Source organism: Mycolicibacterium iranicum, assembly GCF_014190915.1.
GTDB lineage: Bacteria > Actinomycetota > Actinomycetes > Mycobacteriales > Mycobacteriaceae > Mycobacterium > Mycobacterium iranicum_B.
This window is the reverse complement of sequence record NZ_JACHVU010000015.1, coordinates 1-15,490: the sequence shown is the minus strand read 5'-3', so window position 1 is coordinate 15,490 and position 15,490 is coordinate 1. Positions and strand designations below refer to the sequence as shown.

General features: G+C 69.9%; 8 protein-coding genes. All 8 read right to left on the bottom strand.

Annotated features, from left to right (window positions below):
• Nucleotides 1-16 precede the first annotated feature (16 nt).
• The 8 genes from FHR72_RS23485 to FHR72_RS26680 all read right to left on the bottom strand — a co-directional run bounded on the left by FHR72_RS23485 (nucleotide 17) and on the right by FHR72_RS26680 (nucleotide 15,330).
• Complete coding sequence (locus FHR72_RS23485) at nucleotides 17-3,208, bottom strand: arabinosyltransferase domain-containing protein (RefSeq protein WP_183472968.1); 3,192 nt, start codon at nucleotides 3,206-3,208, stop codon at nucleotides 17-19.
• Between the two features lie 20 nt (nucleotides 3,209-3,228).
• On the bottom strand, nucleotides 3,229-6,480 hold the full coding sequence (locus FHR72_RS23480; protein WP_183472966.1) for an arabinosyltransferase domain-containing protein: 3,252 nt from the start codon (nucleotides 6,478-6,480) through the stop codon (nucleotides 3,229-3,231).
• Between the two features lie 65 nt (nucleotides 6,481-6,545).
• Nucleotides 6,546-9,779 carry an arabinosyltransferase domain-containing protein gene (locus FHR72_RS23475; RefSeq protein ID WP_183472964.1) on the bottom strand — a complete coding sequence of 1,078 codons (3,234 nt, stop codon included), beginning with the start codon at nucleotides 9,777-9,779 and terminating at the stop codon, nucleotides 6,546-6,548.
• A 4-nt stretch (nucleotides 9,780-9,783) separates the two neighbouring features.
• Nucleotides 9,784-11,649 (bottom strand): galactan 5-O-arabinofuranosyltransferase, encoded by a 1,866-nt coding sequence (locus FHR72_RS23470; protein ID WP_183473164.1) that lies wholly within the window; start codon nucleotides 11,647-11,649, stop codon nucleotides 9,784-9,786.
• Nucleotides 11,650-11,684: 35 nt separating this feature from the next.
• Nucleotides 11,685-12,467 (bottom strand): decaprenylphospho-beta-D-erythro-pentofuranosid-2-ulose 2-reductase, encoded by a 783-nt coding sequence (locus FHR72_RS23465; protein ID WP_183472962.1) that lies wholly within the window; start codon nucleotides 12,465-12,467, stop codon nucleotides 11,685-11,687.
• Nucleotides 12,468-13,868, bottom strand: a complete 1,401-nt coding sequence (locus FHR72_RS23460; protein WP_183472960.1) for a decaprenylphosphoryl-beta-D-ribose oxidase — start codon at nucleotides 13,866-13,868, stop codon at nucleotides 12,468-12,470.
• Nucleotides 13,869-13,900: 32 nt separating this feature from the next.
• Nucleotides 13,901-14,296: a GtrA family protein gene (locus tag FHR72_RS23455; protein WP_183473161.1), complete on the bottom strand. Its 396-nt coding sequence runs from the start codon at nucleotides 14,294-14,296 to the stop codon at nucleotides 13,901-13,903.
• Between the two features lie 53 nt (nucleotides 14,297-14,349).
• Nucleotides 14,350-15,330 (bottom strand): HNH endonuclease signature motif containing protein, encoded by a 981-nt coding sequence (locus FHR72_RS26680; RefSeq protein WP_396888506.1) that lies wholly within the window; start codon nucleotides 15,328-15,330, stop codon nucleotides 14,350-14,352.
• Nucleotides 15,331-15,490: the final 160 nt, after the last annotated feature.

Sequence of the window (15,490 nt, the reverse complement as noted above, 5' to 3'; positions counted from 1 at the left end):
ACGGGGCGTCGGTTCGTCAGGGCTGGTAGCGCATCGGCCCCGGTGACCACAGCCCGGAGTGCGTCGCGGACCCCAGCTCGATGTCGGCGGGCCGGGCGTCGACGAGGGTGTCGAAGCGGCGCAGCGATCCCCAGTCCTGACCCCAGTCGTCGGACAGGTAGGTCGACATCACCGAGGCCCGCAGCAGCAGATCGGTGATGCCGAGCAGCCCGCCGTTGATGCCGTCCTGCCAGGTGTCGGTGCTCTGCAACTTCGCGAAGTAGTCGGGGGAGATGCGGAACTTGGGGACATCGGTGACGCCGTTGGCGTGCAGCATCGGCTGCTGACACGGGAAGGCCAGGCCCACCGCCCAGTCCATCAGCACCGGCTCCTGCGAGCCGATGTACTCCTGCACGGAGCGGACCTCGGGGACCCGCGGCGGCGTCACGGCGACCCAGTCCCCCTGCCCCAGTGAGAGATCTTCGGCGACCACCCGCACCGCGACCGCGTCGGCCGGCATCTGCGCACGCGGGTAGCGCAGGTTCCGCCACGACGGGGTCGGGCCGATGTCGTAGGGGCTGACCCGGCCCGCGGGCACCGGGGCGCCGTCGGGTCCGCGGGTGGCGTATTCGAGGTCGACCGTCTGCCCCGTGGTGAGGTTGTTCGCCACACTCGTGCCGGTGATGGTGCCGGCGGCGGTGATCACCACGAGCGGGTGTGCGTCGTCTGCCGGCGGCAGCGCGTACCAGGCCGAGGCGAGCGTGCTCTCCTGTTGCGGCCCGGTCGAATACGTGCCGGCGACCGGGACGCGGGCCGGGTCGAGGCCGTAGGGCAGCGTCACCGTCGAGCCGTTGATCCCCGGACGGGACAGCTTGATCGGCCGGTTCCAGTCGTAGTCGGTACCGGGCTGCGGGTTGTTGAGCCGGATGGCCTCGGCGATGATGCGGTCGGGAACCCCGTTGGGCGAGAAGCCGGTCGGGTCGGTGCCGCCGAGCGGGCCCAGCGGTCCCCAGGCGGGCGCACCGGGGCCGCCGGGCATCGGCTGCAGGAACCCGGCGTTCGAATCCGGCTCCACCAGAACGTCGTCGGCCATGCCGCAGCCCCCGGTGAAGGCGCGGATGTTGGCCCAGCCGTTGGAGTAGGTCGGGTACTGGCGCACCACGCCGATCGCCATCGAGGCGACCATGAACACGACCATGAAACCGGCGGCCACCGGGATCGGCGCCGCGGTGAGCACGTCGACCACGCGGGACTGCTGCCTGGCGCGCAGGTGCAGCCAGAACGCCCACAGCGCGGCCACGCCGAACAGCGCGAAGAACACCGCGCTCGCGGTGACCCCGCCGAGCTGGGGCACCGAATTGTTGTACGGCGCACCGAAGTTCGAGACGTACCACCAGCCGTTGGTGGAGGCGAAGCACAGCGCGAGGATGAACAGCACCCCGGCAAGGAAGGCCATCCGGTTGCGCGCCGACCGCAGCACCACCGGCGACACCAGCACGGTCGCCAGCGCGGCCATCGCGCCGCCCACCGCGGCGAACAGGCCGAAGTGGTGGATCCACTTGGTGGGGGTGAACATCAGGAAGAAGATGGTCGCGAAGATGACGCCCATCAGCCGCCACGCGGGCCCGCGGGCGACCCCGGGAACGCGCTTGCGCCGCAACATGATGAACAGCGACGAGAACAGGCACAGCGCGGTGAACAGGAACGCCACCCGGCGTGCGATGGCCCCGTCGGTCGTCGGCAGGATCAGGTAGTAGTAGCGCAGGTTCTCCGTCCACCACTCCTGGCTGGGGCCGATCGCCGTGCGGATCTTGGTGGCTTCCAGCACCGTGGCCAAGGTCTGGTCGGCGAACACCACCGCCAGGATCACGGTGCCTGCGGCGAGCAGTGGCGCGAGGAGCGGCCACAGACCCACGGCCTGGCGGCGCCGCATCACGATGCGCAGGATCGGCCGGCCGCCGGCCAGCAGGGCGGCCACGGCGATCAGGCCGGTCGGCTGGATGCCGAGGGTGAACGCCGCGGAGGTGATCGCCAGCGCGGCCGGCGTGAGCCGGCCGGAGGTGATCGCGCGCTCGATCAGCACGTAGGTGATCAGTGCGCCGGTGGCGATCTGGCCCTCGGGGCGCAGGCCGTTGTTGAACGGCATCCAGGCGCCCAGCAGCACCAGACCGGCGGCCCACAGGGCGGCGCGACTGCCCGACACCGCCGGGCCGAGGCGCGGCACCACCTCGCGCGAGAGCAACATCCAGCAGACCACCGCGCAGATGAGGTCGGGCAGCCGCATCCAGATGCTGGCCGTACTGACGTGGGTCATCAGCGCGAGCAGGTTGTAGTACCAGCCGAACGGATCCTCGGGGCTGCCGAACCAGCGGAAGTAGTTCGACATGTAGCCGGCCTGGTCGGCGACGCGCGCCATCTGCAGGATGTAGCCGTCGTCGGAGGAGTTCGCGCCGATCACGTACCAGATCGCGAACCCGCCGAGCACGGCCGCGTCGACGACGGTCAGCCGGCGCCACCGGGTCGGGATCAGTCGGTGCATCCGCCGGCCGTCGAGCCGGTCCAGGCGCCACAGGGCGAGCAACGCCAGCACGGTGCAGACGATCGAGAGCACGATCGCCGCCAGTTTCAGCGCCGTCGGGTGCGTGGTGAAGCGGGTGTCGATGTCGGCCGAGAACTCTAGGCCCGGCGGCGCGGGACCGGTCAGGTCGGTGAAGACGCCGACGACGGCGGGCCGCAGATTCGGGTCGGGGTAGCCGGTGCGCTGCGGCGAACCCGCGTCGTCGCCGGACTCCTGGGTCAGGCCCACGAACTCGGCGTAGGTGCCGTCCAGCGATGAGGTGATGTCGATGCGCGAACAGCCCGCCATCCGGTCCCGCTCGACGCTGGCCACCACGACATTGCGCACGATCACGTCGACCCGGTCGTCGGTGACGTTGACCAGCATCGCGTTCAGCGCGGCATCGCGGCCCTCGGCCGGGGCGGTCCCGAGCACCAGGCCGCCGTCGGCGGGCATGTCGCGGACCACCTCGCACGGCACCGAGGCGGTCAGGCTCACCGGGGCCTGTGAGATCAGCGGTGCGGTGACATTGCCGAACTGACCGTTCTGCGGCCAGTTCAACGTGGCGGTGGTCTGGGTGACCGGCAGCAGCGGGATCGCGACCGCCATCACGAACCCGAGCAGGCCCGCGACCGTCGCGACGAGCCGCGCGATCCTCACATCCCGGTTCATGGCATCTGCCGTTGTGCCGTTCACGGCAGTGCCCTGATCGGTCCGCCGCGACTCCAGCCGAACACTCGCCTCGACCCTTCCTCGATCACCGCGTCGGGCGCCTCGTCCGCCGGCACCACGCGCAGGTAGCGCTCCAGCGAACCCCAGTCGCGGTACCAGTCGTCGCGCAGGTAGGTCGGAATCGACTCGGTGCGCAGCAGCGACTGGATGAACAGGAACGGACCGCCGTCCTCGGCCGCCTGCCACTGGTTCGACGACACCACGATCTGCTTGAAGTTCGGCATGATCCGGTACTGCGGCAGCTCGGCGATCCCGAGGTGTTCGGAGAACGGGCGCTGGCACGGGAAGTTCGCCGCGGTCGCGATGTCCATCAGCACCGGGGTCTGCGAGCCGAGGAACTCGCCGGCGGTCTGCAGTGTCGGCACGCGCGGCGGCGTGAACGCGAACCACTGGTCCTCCGACAGGTTCGGGTCGTCGGCGACGATGCGCGCGACGTTGGCCTCCGGCGGCGCGGTGCTCAGCGGGAACCGCAGGTTGCGCCACGCCTGCTGCTGGAAGATGTCGATCGGGTCGACCTCGTTGAGCGGCTGGTACGAGCCGTCGGGCCGGTGCACACCCCACTGCAGCTTGAGCGACTGGCCGTAGTTGAACGAGCCGTCCTCGTTGTAGTACCAGATCGCCCCGGCCGCGGCGACGCTGACGAGCGGCCGCTCGGGGGTGCGCGGGGGCAGCTGGTACCAGGACGAGGTCGCCTTGGCCGCGAGCGTGTTCTCGTCCCAGCTGCCCATCACCGGCGTGGTGTCCGGGTCGAGGCCGAAGGGCAGGAAGACCCGCGACCCGTTCACACCCTCGGGCCCGTAGCCGCCGCCCGTGCCCGCGGCGTAGCCCACGCCGATGTTCGGCTTGTCGACGGGGCCGTCGGAGTTCACGGTGCCCGGGTTGGCGGCCACCGGTTCGGCGGGCTCCAGGGTGTCGTTGACGCCGTTGGGCGTGAAGCCCACGGGGTCCTCACCGCCGAGCGGGCCGTACTCGCCGAAGCGCTGTCCCGGAACGGGCTGCAGCATGCCCGCGTTGGTGTCGGCCTCGACCAGCACGTCGTCGGCCATGGCGCAGCTCGACCCGGACAGGCCCGAGCGCAGCGCCGAGATGTTGGCCGCGCCGATCGTGTAGACGGGGTAGCGGCCGGCGGTGGCCTTGAGCATCGAGCCGAGCTCCAGCACCACCATGATGACGGCGACGACCAGCAGCGGTGTGGACGCGAGCGCCCGGTTGCGGCCGGTGTCGGCCACCTGGGTGTGCCCGGCGTAGTCCATGCGGAAGTGCAGCCAGCCCGCGAGCAGCCCGCCCGCGATCGCCAGCACGAGGAAGATCGTGGTGACCGGGTACCCGACGATCACCGGCTGCTTGTCGAACCACGGCACCCCGTAGTTGGCGTTGTAGAACCAGCCGTTGATGCCGGACGTCGCCCACGCGAGGACGAACAGCAGCGCCGTCACGTACAGGGCGAGGTTGCGTCGGCTGTGCAACCCGACCCGTGCGAAGGCGAATGCGGTGACCGCGCCCAGCGCTCCGGCCAGTCCCGCGAACGCGCCGAACTGCACGGCCCACTTCGTCGGGGTCAGGGTGAGCAGCAGCAGCCCGATGCCGGTGGTGCCGACGAGCCGCCAGACCGGTCCGTTCACCGCGCCCGGCACGCTGCCGCGGCGCAGCAGCACCGCGATGACGCCGAACAGGCAGAGCAGCAGCACCAGCACGGAGAAGCGGCGGGTCAGCGAGCCGTCGACGCTCTCCTCGACGGTCAGGTAGTAGTAGCGCAGGAACTCCTGGTACCAGGGAACCGTCGGCCCGACGACGTACTTGATGCGCACCGACTCGGCGACCGTCGCCAGCGTCTGGTCACGGAACACCACCACGAACAGCAGCGACGCGGCCGCCGCGAACGGGGCCAGCGCCGAGAGCAGCCCGTCGGCCGCACGGCGCACCGAGACGATGTGGGTGATGCCGCGGGCGCCGACCAGCAGCGGCGCGACGGCGACCAGACCCTGCGGGGCGAGCGTCACGCAGAACACCGCGACGACGATCGCGATCGCATACGGCGACAGACGCCGCGTCGCCAGCGACTTCTCCGTCAGCATCCACACTGCGACGACGCCGAAGGCGATGAGCGGTTCCGGCCGCAGCCCGTTGTTGAAGGGCAGCCATGCGGCCAGGAACACCGCGCCCGCGGTCAGGACGGTGACCCGGTTGTGCGCCAGGCGCCTGCCGAGCCGGGGCAGCACGCAGCGGCTGAGGATCAGCCAGGTGGCGATCGCGGCGGCGGTGGCGGGCAGCCGCAGCCACACGCTGGCCGTGCTGATCGACGCGAGGTGGGCGAGCACGTCCTGGTACCAGTCGAACGGCGCCTCGGACGCGCCGAAGTAGCGGTAGTAGTTCGTGAGGTAACCGGCCTCGTCGGACACCCGCGCGATGGTGGTGTTGTACCCGTCGTCGGACGACTGCGCGCCCACGATGTGCCAGATCAGCAGAGCGCCGATCACGGCGGCGTCGGTCAGCCACGTCCACAGCCCGCCGCGGCGACGCCTGCGCAGCTCACGGGGGATGCGCCGGCCCGCCGTGCGGTCGAGCACCGCCAGCGCCACGATCGAGGCGAGCACGCAGACGACGCCGAGCACCATCACGGCCAGCTTCAGCGCCGACGGCGTGGTGATGAACCGGGTGTCGACGTCGATGCGGGCGCTCAGGCCGGCATCGGGTCCGACCTGCAGGTCGGTGAACACCCCGGATACCTGCGGACGCTTGTCGGGGGGGAGTGTGCCGGTGGCGCCGGGGATACCGACGAAATCGGCGCCGACCGCGCCCACATTGGCCCAGATACGCAGCTCGGTGCAGGCACCGGAGTCGACGGCCTCCCGGGGCGCGACCGCGGCGACGGTGTCGCGGAACGCGACGTAGACGACGTCGGCGTTGGCGCGCACGAACAGCCCGTTGCGCCCCGCGTCGATGCCGCCGGCGGGGTTGGTGGACAGCACCACCCCGTCGTCACCGCGCAGGGCGCCGATCGCGCGGCACGGGATCGTGACGTCGAGGGCGCGCGGCGCACCGGAGACCAGCGGGGCGGTGATGTCGCTGACGAATCCGTCGGCACCGGCGGACTGGGGCCACACGATGGTGGCGGTCGTCTGCTTGACCGGGAGCAGCGGAGCCAGCCCGCACAGTACGAGCCCGGCCAGCCCCGCGATCACGGCGACGAGGCGGGCGGACGGTGCAGACACGAGGCTCGATGGTAGGCGACGTTCCTATGGCCGGAACTCCGGCGTGCCGCGCCGCGACCAAGCCGTTAACTCAACCGAAGTGGCGCCGGACTCCACAGGCCGCTGCGTTCGGCCTCGCCCAGATCGAGGCGCGCCGGTTCGGCGTTCGGATAGAACGGCGTCAGCTGCTGCAGCGCACCCCAGTCGCGGAACCAGTCGTACTTCAGGTACGTCGGCACCGTCGTCGCGCGCAGTAGCAGCTCGGTGATGCCGAGCGGGCCGCCGCCGAGGTAGTCCATGACGGGCGAGTTGGCCTCGGCACCGAACCGATCGGGCAGGATCCGCCACCGCGGGACCTCGGTGACGCCGTTCTGGTGGCCGTAGGGGCGCTGGCACGGGAACGCCAGGCCGACCAGCCAGTCCAGTAGCACCGGATCGGTGGAGCCGACGACGTCCTGCAGGGTGCGCAGCGCCGGGATCCGGGGCGGGGTGATCGCGATCCAGTGCTCAGGGCTCAGATCGTCGTCGGTGGCGACCAGTCGGATGCGGGTGGCGTCGGCCGGGATCGCCGACAGCGGCGCCCGCAGGTTGCGCCACGCGGGGGCGGCGCCGACGTCACCGAAGCCGAGGCTGCCGGCGGGCTGGCCGTCGGATCCGGCCCACTGGACGACGACCTCGCCGGGATCGAAGCGGCCCGCGGCGGCGACCACGAGCAGCGAGTCGGAGCGGTCTTGTTCGCTCCAGCCTTCGGGCAGCTGGTACCAGGCCGACCGGAGGAACGCCGGGCTCTGGGTGCCGGAGCGCCAGCTGCCCAGCACGGGGGTGCGGGCCGGGTCGAGGCCGTAGGGCAACCGGGCCCGCGAGCCGTTCACGCCGGCCGCGGTGGTGGTGCCGCCCTCGGTGCCCGCCTCGCTGCCGGTGACGACACCGCTCTCGTTGTCGGCGAAGTTGTCCGACCCGGGCTGCTCCATCACCGGGTCTGCGGACACGTCGGACGGAATACCGTTGGGGCTGAACCCTTCTGCGGCGGCGTCGCCGAGTGCCTCGCCGACCGGGATGCCTCCCGCGGGCAGCAGCAGGCCGTCGTTGACGTCCTGCTCGACGAGGACGTCCTCGGCCATGCCGCAGGTCTTGCCCGTGAGTGCCTGCAGGTTCGACCGGCCGACCGTCCACGCCGGGTACTGGCCCGCCACCGCCGCGGTGAGTGACACCACCTCGAACATGACGAGCGCCCAGGTGGCGATCGCCAGCGGCGACTGCGCGATTCGCTTCCACACCGGCGACGGTCCCGCCGGTGTCGGCTTGTCGCGTCCGGAGAAGTGGAACCACGCGGCGGCCAGCAGGGCGAGCAGCGACAGCCCGAGCAAAACCGTGGTGAAGCCGAACTTCCACTCGGGGAACGAATTCGCCCACGGGACACCGAAGTTGGAGACGTACCACCAGCCGTTGACCGTCGCGAAGGACAGCGCCGTCACGAACAGCACCGCGGCGGTGAACACCGATCGGTTGCGTGGCGAACGCATCGCGGCCGCGCCGATCGCGACAGCGGCCAGTGCGCCGAGCGACCCGGCCAGGCCGGCGAACACACCGAAATGGTGGGTCCACTTGGTGGGCGTGAACATCATCGCCAGGAACGAGATGACGGTGATGCCGATGATGCGCAGGCTGGGGCCCGTCGCGGTGCCGGGAATCCGGCCCTTGCGCAGTGTCATCGCCACGGCCACGGCCAGTGCGAGCAGCACCGTCAGCACGGCGAACCGGCGGGCCACCGAACCGTCGGGGCTGGTCGTGAAGAGGCGGGAGTACCGGATGTGTTCGTCGAACCAGGCCAGGCTCGGGCCGACAGCCGACTTGAAGCTGCTGGCCTGCAACTCGGAGGCCAGCGTCTGGTCGCGGAAGATCAGGAAGATCGTGACGGTGCCGGCCGCGGCGATCGGTGCCAGCAGCGCGAGGTAGCCGAACCGCGACGTATGGGCGGCCACAATCGTTCTCAGCGGGCCGACGGCGACGAGCAGCGCGCCGACGGCGGCGATGCCGGTGGGGCCGGAGAACAGGGTGAGCGCGCCGATGATCAGCGCGATGGCGACCGGCAGCAGCCGGCTGGTCGCGACGCCGCGCTCCACGGAGCACCAGGTGAGCAGGATGCCGAGCGCGATGATCGGTTCGGGGCGCAGGCCGTTGTTCAGCGGCAGCCAGAACGCCAGGAACAGGCCTGCGGCCGTCCAGGCGGCGGCGCGGCTGTGCTTGACCGACGTCCCGAGGCGGGGGATGACCTCGCGGCTGATGACCCACCAGCAGGCCAGCGCCATGAGCAGGGTCGGCAGCCGCATCCACGCGCTGGCGGTGCTGACGTGCGCCCACAGTGCGAGCAGGTCGTAGTACCACCCGAACGGCGCCTCGGGGGTGCCGAACCAGCGGTAGTAGTTCGCCATGTAGCCGGCCCGCTCGGACACCCGTGCCATGGTCAGGATGTAGCCGTCGTCGGCGGTGTTCGCCCCGACGAAGTGCCACCAGATCAGCACGACGGCGACGAGGCCGTCCAGAGGCGACAGGGACCACCAGCGCGGCGGCAGGAAGCGCTTGTGGCGTCGCCCGTCGGCGCGGTCGAGAACGTGCAGCGCGCCCAGGGACACGATCGTCATCGCGACACCCAGGATCATCGCGAGCAGCTTGAGAAGCGTGGGCGACGTGCTGTAGCGGGTGTCGATGGTCGCGGAGAACTCCAGGCCCGGCGGCGCGGGTCCCGACAGGTCGGTGAAGACGCCGACGATCTGCGGGCGGAAGTCGTATCCGCCGCGCTCGCCGCGCAGCGGTTCGGCCGCGGCGTCGGGGTCGGTCTGGTCACGGCGGGAGGATTCGTCGGTGAGCCCCACGAATTCGCCGGTCACCTTGTCGGCGTGCGCGGTGAAGCGCAGCTGCTCGCACTGCGGGCTGAGGACCTGATCCAGGGGCGCGCTGACCACCGGGGTGTTGCGGACGATGACGAGCAGGTCGTTGTTGACCCGCTCGATCAGCAGGCCGCGGTCGATGGCCTTGGGCGCCTGCTTGGGGACCGTCGACAGCAGCACGGTGCGGCCGGGCCGGTCGAGCCCCGCGGCGGCACTGCAGGGCACGGTGATCTCGAGGTCGGTGGCCACGTAGCCGATCAGCGGTGCGTTGACGCTCTGCAGCACGCCGTTCTGCGGCCAGTTGAGCTCTGCGGTGGTCTGGTTGACCGGCAGCAGCGGCGTGGCGACCGCCAGCAGGGTGCCGAGAAGCCCGGCAACGATCGCGATCAGGCGCGCGGTGCGGTGATTAGCACCTCTCCCCGGCTGGACCACGGGGCTAGATGGTAGATGGCTTGCGGATGGCCAGGACAAACGGCCCGACAGTGGACACGTCGAACCGCGGATCGTCGAACAGCGCGTCGTCGAGGGCCACGTGGTAGCGGCGCACGTTCGGCTGGTTCGGGTAGACGTCCTCGGCCAGGCGCAGGGTGTAGGTGTCGCCGGCGCCGCGACGCATCAGGAACACCGACGGCGGCTCCCACGGCATCGCGTCGAGCGCCTCGACGAACTCGTCTGCGCTGGTCAGCATCGTCCACCCTTCGATCGCGCCGGCGCGCTGGTCGAACTGGGCGAGCGGGTTCGCGTAGTGCGAGGTCAGACCCTGGAACCCGTAGTACGGGTAGTAGGACAGGAAGCTGTAGTCGGCGGTCAGGACGACGGTCTCGTTGCGGGGCCGGCCCGTCACCTCCTGGATGCGGGCGTCGACCTCCCGGTAGTACTGCTCGGCGCCGGGCGGGCGGCGGTCGGCGCGTTCGCCGTAGCCGTCGGTGTCGGTGTAGGCCACGACGATGTCGGGACGCAGTACGTCGGGGATGTCCTGGGCGAAGGTGACGGCCCCCAGCGCGCCGACGGCCGTGGCGACCGCGACGACACGGCGGGTGTTGGGCGCCTGGACGCGCGCGGCGACGGCGCGCGTGGCTTCGAGGAAGCCGAACGCGCCCGCGGCGGCGAGCAGGATCGTCAGGGTGGGTTGCAGCCGGAAGGACAGCAGCGTCGTCCCGAGGAGGGTCGTCAGCATGGACAGCAGCGACCAGGCGTAGACGGTCAGCACGCCGATGGCCAGTGCCGGCGCCGGACTCTCTTCGCGCAGGCGCTCATCGCCCGCCCTCCTGGAACTGCGCGCGCGGACCACGAGCCACACCGTGCCGAGAAGGCAGAGCGCACCGAGCAGTGTGAACTGCAGCATCGGGAAGGCCAGCTCGGCGCCGTCCTTCGGGAGATAGTGCTGAGCCGTGCCGGATTCGGCGGGGGTGCCGCGCACGGCAGCCAGCAGGTACGGCGCCCAGCCGATGAGCATGAGCGCACCGGAGATCAGGCCGATGACGACGAGGCGCAGTAGCGGATCCCAGTGTCGGCGGGCGATTGCGACCAGCACGCCCATGACGGTCAGCGTGAAGGCCGCGTAGGCCAGCAGCAGTGTGTAGAAGAGGCCGGTGATGCCGAGAAAGATGCCGACGCCGATGACGGCGGCCCAGCCCCCGCCGCGGGTGCGGCCGCGCAGACCCGACCAGGCGAGGACGAACACCGGCGGCAGCAGCACCGCCACGATGGCCGCGTACGGCTCGGCGGGGGAGTAGGCCAGCGCGGCCGCAGCGGTGGCCGTCGACACCACCAGGGCGTACTCGAAGCGAATCATGGCCGCCCACAACACGAGTGCGAGCACGATCGCGATCGTGATGGAGATGACCGACCAGGGTTTGAACATCTCCCAGGCGGGGGTCCCGGTCAGCGCGGCCAGGCGGCCGCCGATCCAGAACCAGCCCGGCGGGTAGAACGGCGGCAGCCCGATGTAGGTCATGTCGTGCAGGCCGGGCTGGTCGGCGAACCGCGTCATGTACTCGGTGCGGAACTGCTGGTCGACGGAGATGCCGAAGAGGTAGAGCTTGGTGGCGCCCAACGGCATCGCGAGGGTGACGACGGAGAACGCGGCCAGGAAGACCGTGGACGTCAGCCAGGCCAGATGGGCGCGGCCACGACGGTAGATCCATCCCCCGGCGAGCAGGCCGAGCAGGCAGACCACCTGTCCGACGGTGGTTAGGGCGTGCAGCTGGTTCGACGAGTTGTAGGCCGGCCATTCGACCCGGGCGATGGCGGCCAGGGACACGACGGCGATCGCAGCCGCGATCACCGCGGCGACCACCATCTGGCTCGCCGTGGCCAGGACGCGTGTACCCACCGTCAGATGGGCAGCTTGCGGAAGACGGGCCGCGGGATATGGCGCAGCACCATCATCACGAACCGGAAGGGGCCCGGCGCCCAGATCAGGTCCTTGCCCTTGTTCGAGGCGGTGACGGCGAGTTCGGCGACGTCTTCCTTGTCGACGGTGAACGGTGCCTCTTTGGCTCCGGTGGCCTTCCAGTGCTCGATCGTCGTGGTGGTGCGCACCTGGCCGGGCCTGATGACCAGTACGCGAACACCGAACTCGCGCAACGCTTCTCCGAGGCCGAGGTAGAAACCGTCGAGCCCGGCCTTGGTGGAGCCGTAGACGAAGTTCGACCGGCGTACGCGTTCACCGGCGGCCGAGCTCATCGCGATGATGCGCCCGGAGCCCTGTGTGCGCATCTTCTCACCGAGCAGGACGCCGACGGAAACGGCTGCGGTGTAGTTGATTCCGGCGATCTGCACGGCCTTGCGCTGGTTCTGCCAGAGTTCTTCGGCGTCACCGAGGAGGCCGAAGGCGACGATGGCCACGTCGACGTCCCCGCCGGCGAACGCGGCGTCGATGACGGCCGGATGGTTGTCGGTGTCGAGGGCGTCGAAGTCGACCCAGTCGACGGACTTCGCGCCTGCGGCCCGCATCTGCTCGATGGCTGTTTCCTTGCGGGGGTGCCCGGGCAGATCGGCGAGGATGACGCGGGCTTGCGCATTGCGCAGGTAGCGCTGGCAGATCGCGAGCCCGATCTCGGACGTACCGCCGAGGAGCAGGATCGTCTGGGGGTTGCCGGTGGCATCGAAAACCATCTAGAGAAGCTCCAAGCGTCGGGCCATGTCCGAGACGAACACGCCGTCGGGGTCGACTTTGCGGCGCGCGGCGATCCATTCGTCGATCCGCGGATACATGGCGTGGAAGGTTTCGGCGGTGGTGCGGGAGTCCTTGGCGGTGTAGAGACGTCCGCCGAACTCCAGGACTCGTTTGTCGAGCCCGTTGAGGAATTCGTTGAGGCCCGGGGTGATCGGGAAGTCGACGCAGACGTTCCAGCCGGGAATCGGAAAGCTCAGCGGCGCTTCGTTTCCCGGGCCGAACAGCTTGAAGACGTTCAGGAAGGAGTAGTAGCCGGAGCGCTGGATGTCGACGATGATGGCTTTGAATTCGTCGACGGCGGTGGTCGGCACGACGAACTGGTATTGGCCGAATCCCGCTGAGCCGTAGGCCCGGTTCCACTCACCGAACATGTCGAGTGGGTGGTAGAACTGCGTCAGGTTCTGGACCTTGCCGCGGTAGGTGCCCGACTTGCGGTACCAGAGTTCGCCGATCGGGCCGAAGGTGTACTTGTTGGCCAGCCCGTTGGGGAACACATCCGGGAACGTCAGCAGCTGCGGCGCATCGAATTTCAGCGGGTTCTTCTGCAGTTTCTTGGGCAGCTGGTCCAGCGTGGCCAGTGAGCCGCGGGAGATGGCGGCGCGGCCCAGCTTCGGAGGTGCGCTGATCGCGTCGAACCAGGCGCTGGAGTACGTGTAGTTGTCCTCGGTGCCGTCGCTGTGGAAGGCGATGGTCTCGTCGAGGGTCTGGGTGACGTCGCCGTCGGCGATGAAGTACGCGGTCTCGGTGGGCGTCATCCGGATGGTCGCGCGCAGGATGATGCCGGTCAGCCCGTTGCCGCCCACGGTGGCCCAGAACAGGGCCGTGTCCTCCGCGGAGCCGCCGGACGGGGTGAGCGTGCGGACCTCACCGCTGGCCAGCAGGAGGTCCATCGAGTGCACGTGGTTGCCGAAGCTGCCGGCGCTGTGGTGGTTCTTGCCGTGGATGTCGCAGGCGATGGCGCCGCCGATGGTGACCTGGCGGGTGCCGGGCAGGACCGGAACCCAGAGGCCCAGGGGGAGCGCGGCGCGCATCAACTGGTCGAGGTTCACGCCGCCGTCGACGTCGACGAGTGCGGTGTCCGCCTGGATCGAATGAATGCGGTTGAGCGCGTTCATGTCGATGACGAGACCGCCGCCGTTTTGGGCGTTGTCACCGTAGGAGCGGCCCTGACCTCGTGCGATGACGCCTCTACCGGACCCGCCGGGGGCGTCGGCGACGCGGGCGACGGCCTTGGCGATCACCTCGGGATCCGGCGTCGACAGCACCTGCGCGACGGATGGGGCGGTGCGGCCCCAGCCTGTCAGCCGCTTGGCGGTGGTCGAAAACTCGGTGCTCAACATCGTCACAGAGGGTACCGCGCGCGGGTCGCCGGTCACCGCAGCCGGAAGATGACCGCGCGCTGCACGATGAAGTTGATGACGGTCGCGGTGCCCTGCGCGATCACGAACGCAACGGGTACGCGCCAGGGCTGGTTCTCGAACTGCATGTAGAAGAGGTAGTTGATGCCGACCTGGACGGCGTACGTGACCGCGTAGAGCGCGCAGACCGCGATGAACCTGGCCCTGCTGGGCGGGGCCTGGAAGGTCCAGCGCCGGTTGATCAGGTACGCGGTCGTGGTGCCGGCGATGAAGCTGAGCGTCTTGCTGATGTTGACGTGTAGGCCCGCTGCCAGCAGAGCGACATACAGACCGAAGTCGACGATCGCGGACAGCCCGCCCGTGACGACGAAACGCAAAACCTGCGTCGTCAGGCTCAGCTGCGGTGACATCGGAGGCTCGGCCACCCGGGCAGCTTACGGGGTCGGCCCGCCGGCCCACGCTGTCAGAACGGCGGTAGGTCATTGCCGTAGCCGGATGGGGATTGCTCGCCGGGCGACATGCTCTCTGCGCGTTGGTTGGCGGTGTGTCGGCGTTGGGTGGTGATGTAGCGGGTGCGGTTGTGGGCGCGGGTGTGTCGGCGTCGGGGCATCATGGCGCCGCGCTGTGGGGTGGTGGGCGCCGTTGGTGGGTCGCTGGTCCAGAGGGTGGCGGTGGGTAGGCAGAGGGTGGGGAAGAGCAGTCGGCTGCCGGGGTGGGTGGTGTAGGTGTGGCCGGTGGGGGAGGTCCATTCGATGGTGCCGTCGGGGTGTTGGCGGTCGCGCCAGCCGGTGGGTCCGGTCCAGAAGGTTTTGAGTAGGTGGTGGAACCGGCAGAGGATTTTGAGGTTGGAGGCGTGGGTGGGGCCGATCGGGTAGGGGATGGTGTGGTCGATGTCGGCGTGGGTGGCGGGGGTGTCGCAGCCGGGGAAGCGGCAGGTCAGGTCGCGGCAGCGGATGAAGTCGGCCAGTGCGCGCGAGGGGGTGTAGCGGGGTTCGGGTCCGGCGTGGCCGGGGTGGAGGAGTTCACGCACGGTGGTGCGGGCGCCGTGGAGCATGTCGGTCAGTAGTGGGCCGGGCATGAACCCGGCGCCGAAGATGTAGCCCGGCCGACTCTGCGGCGTCGCCCCCTGGTCCGATGCCGACCGGTCGGGGTTGGCATCGGCGGGCGGTAATGCGGCTGCGGCGGAGCTGCCGGGCTCAGCAGCGGCGGCGGTCTCCCCCGCGGTCGAGCCGGCAGGGGTGGCCGTGTCGCCGATTGGGTTGGGGGCTGCGGGCTCTCCTACGGCAGTCTCAACAAGCTCGGCACCGGCTCCCACACCAGCGTCTCCCACAGCCGCGGCAATGCCTGTGGTGGTGTGGTCGGTGAGGGTGTAGATCGTGATGTCGCGCAGGGGGCGGGGGTTGGTGGTGGCGTGGCAGTCGGGGGTGTCGCAGTGACAGGCCAAGGTGGTGATCCCGGCCAGCAGGGCTGCCAGGGCATCGTTGCGGCGCTCGGCGACACTGCGAAGCCGAGCTTGTCAAGATTTCTGTGTATGAGCAGCGGTTGATTAGTAGATGTAGGGCTCTAGTCGGTCTGGATAGTTGAGTACGAGGGCTGCCAGTGCG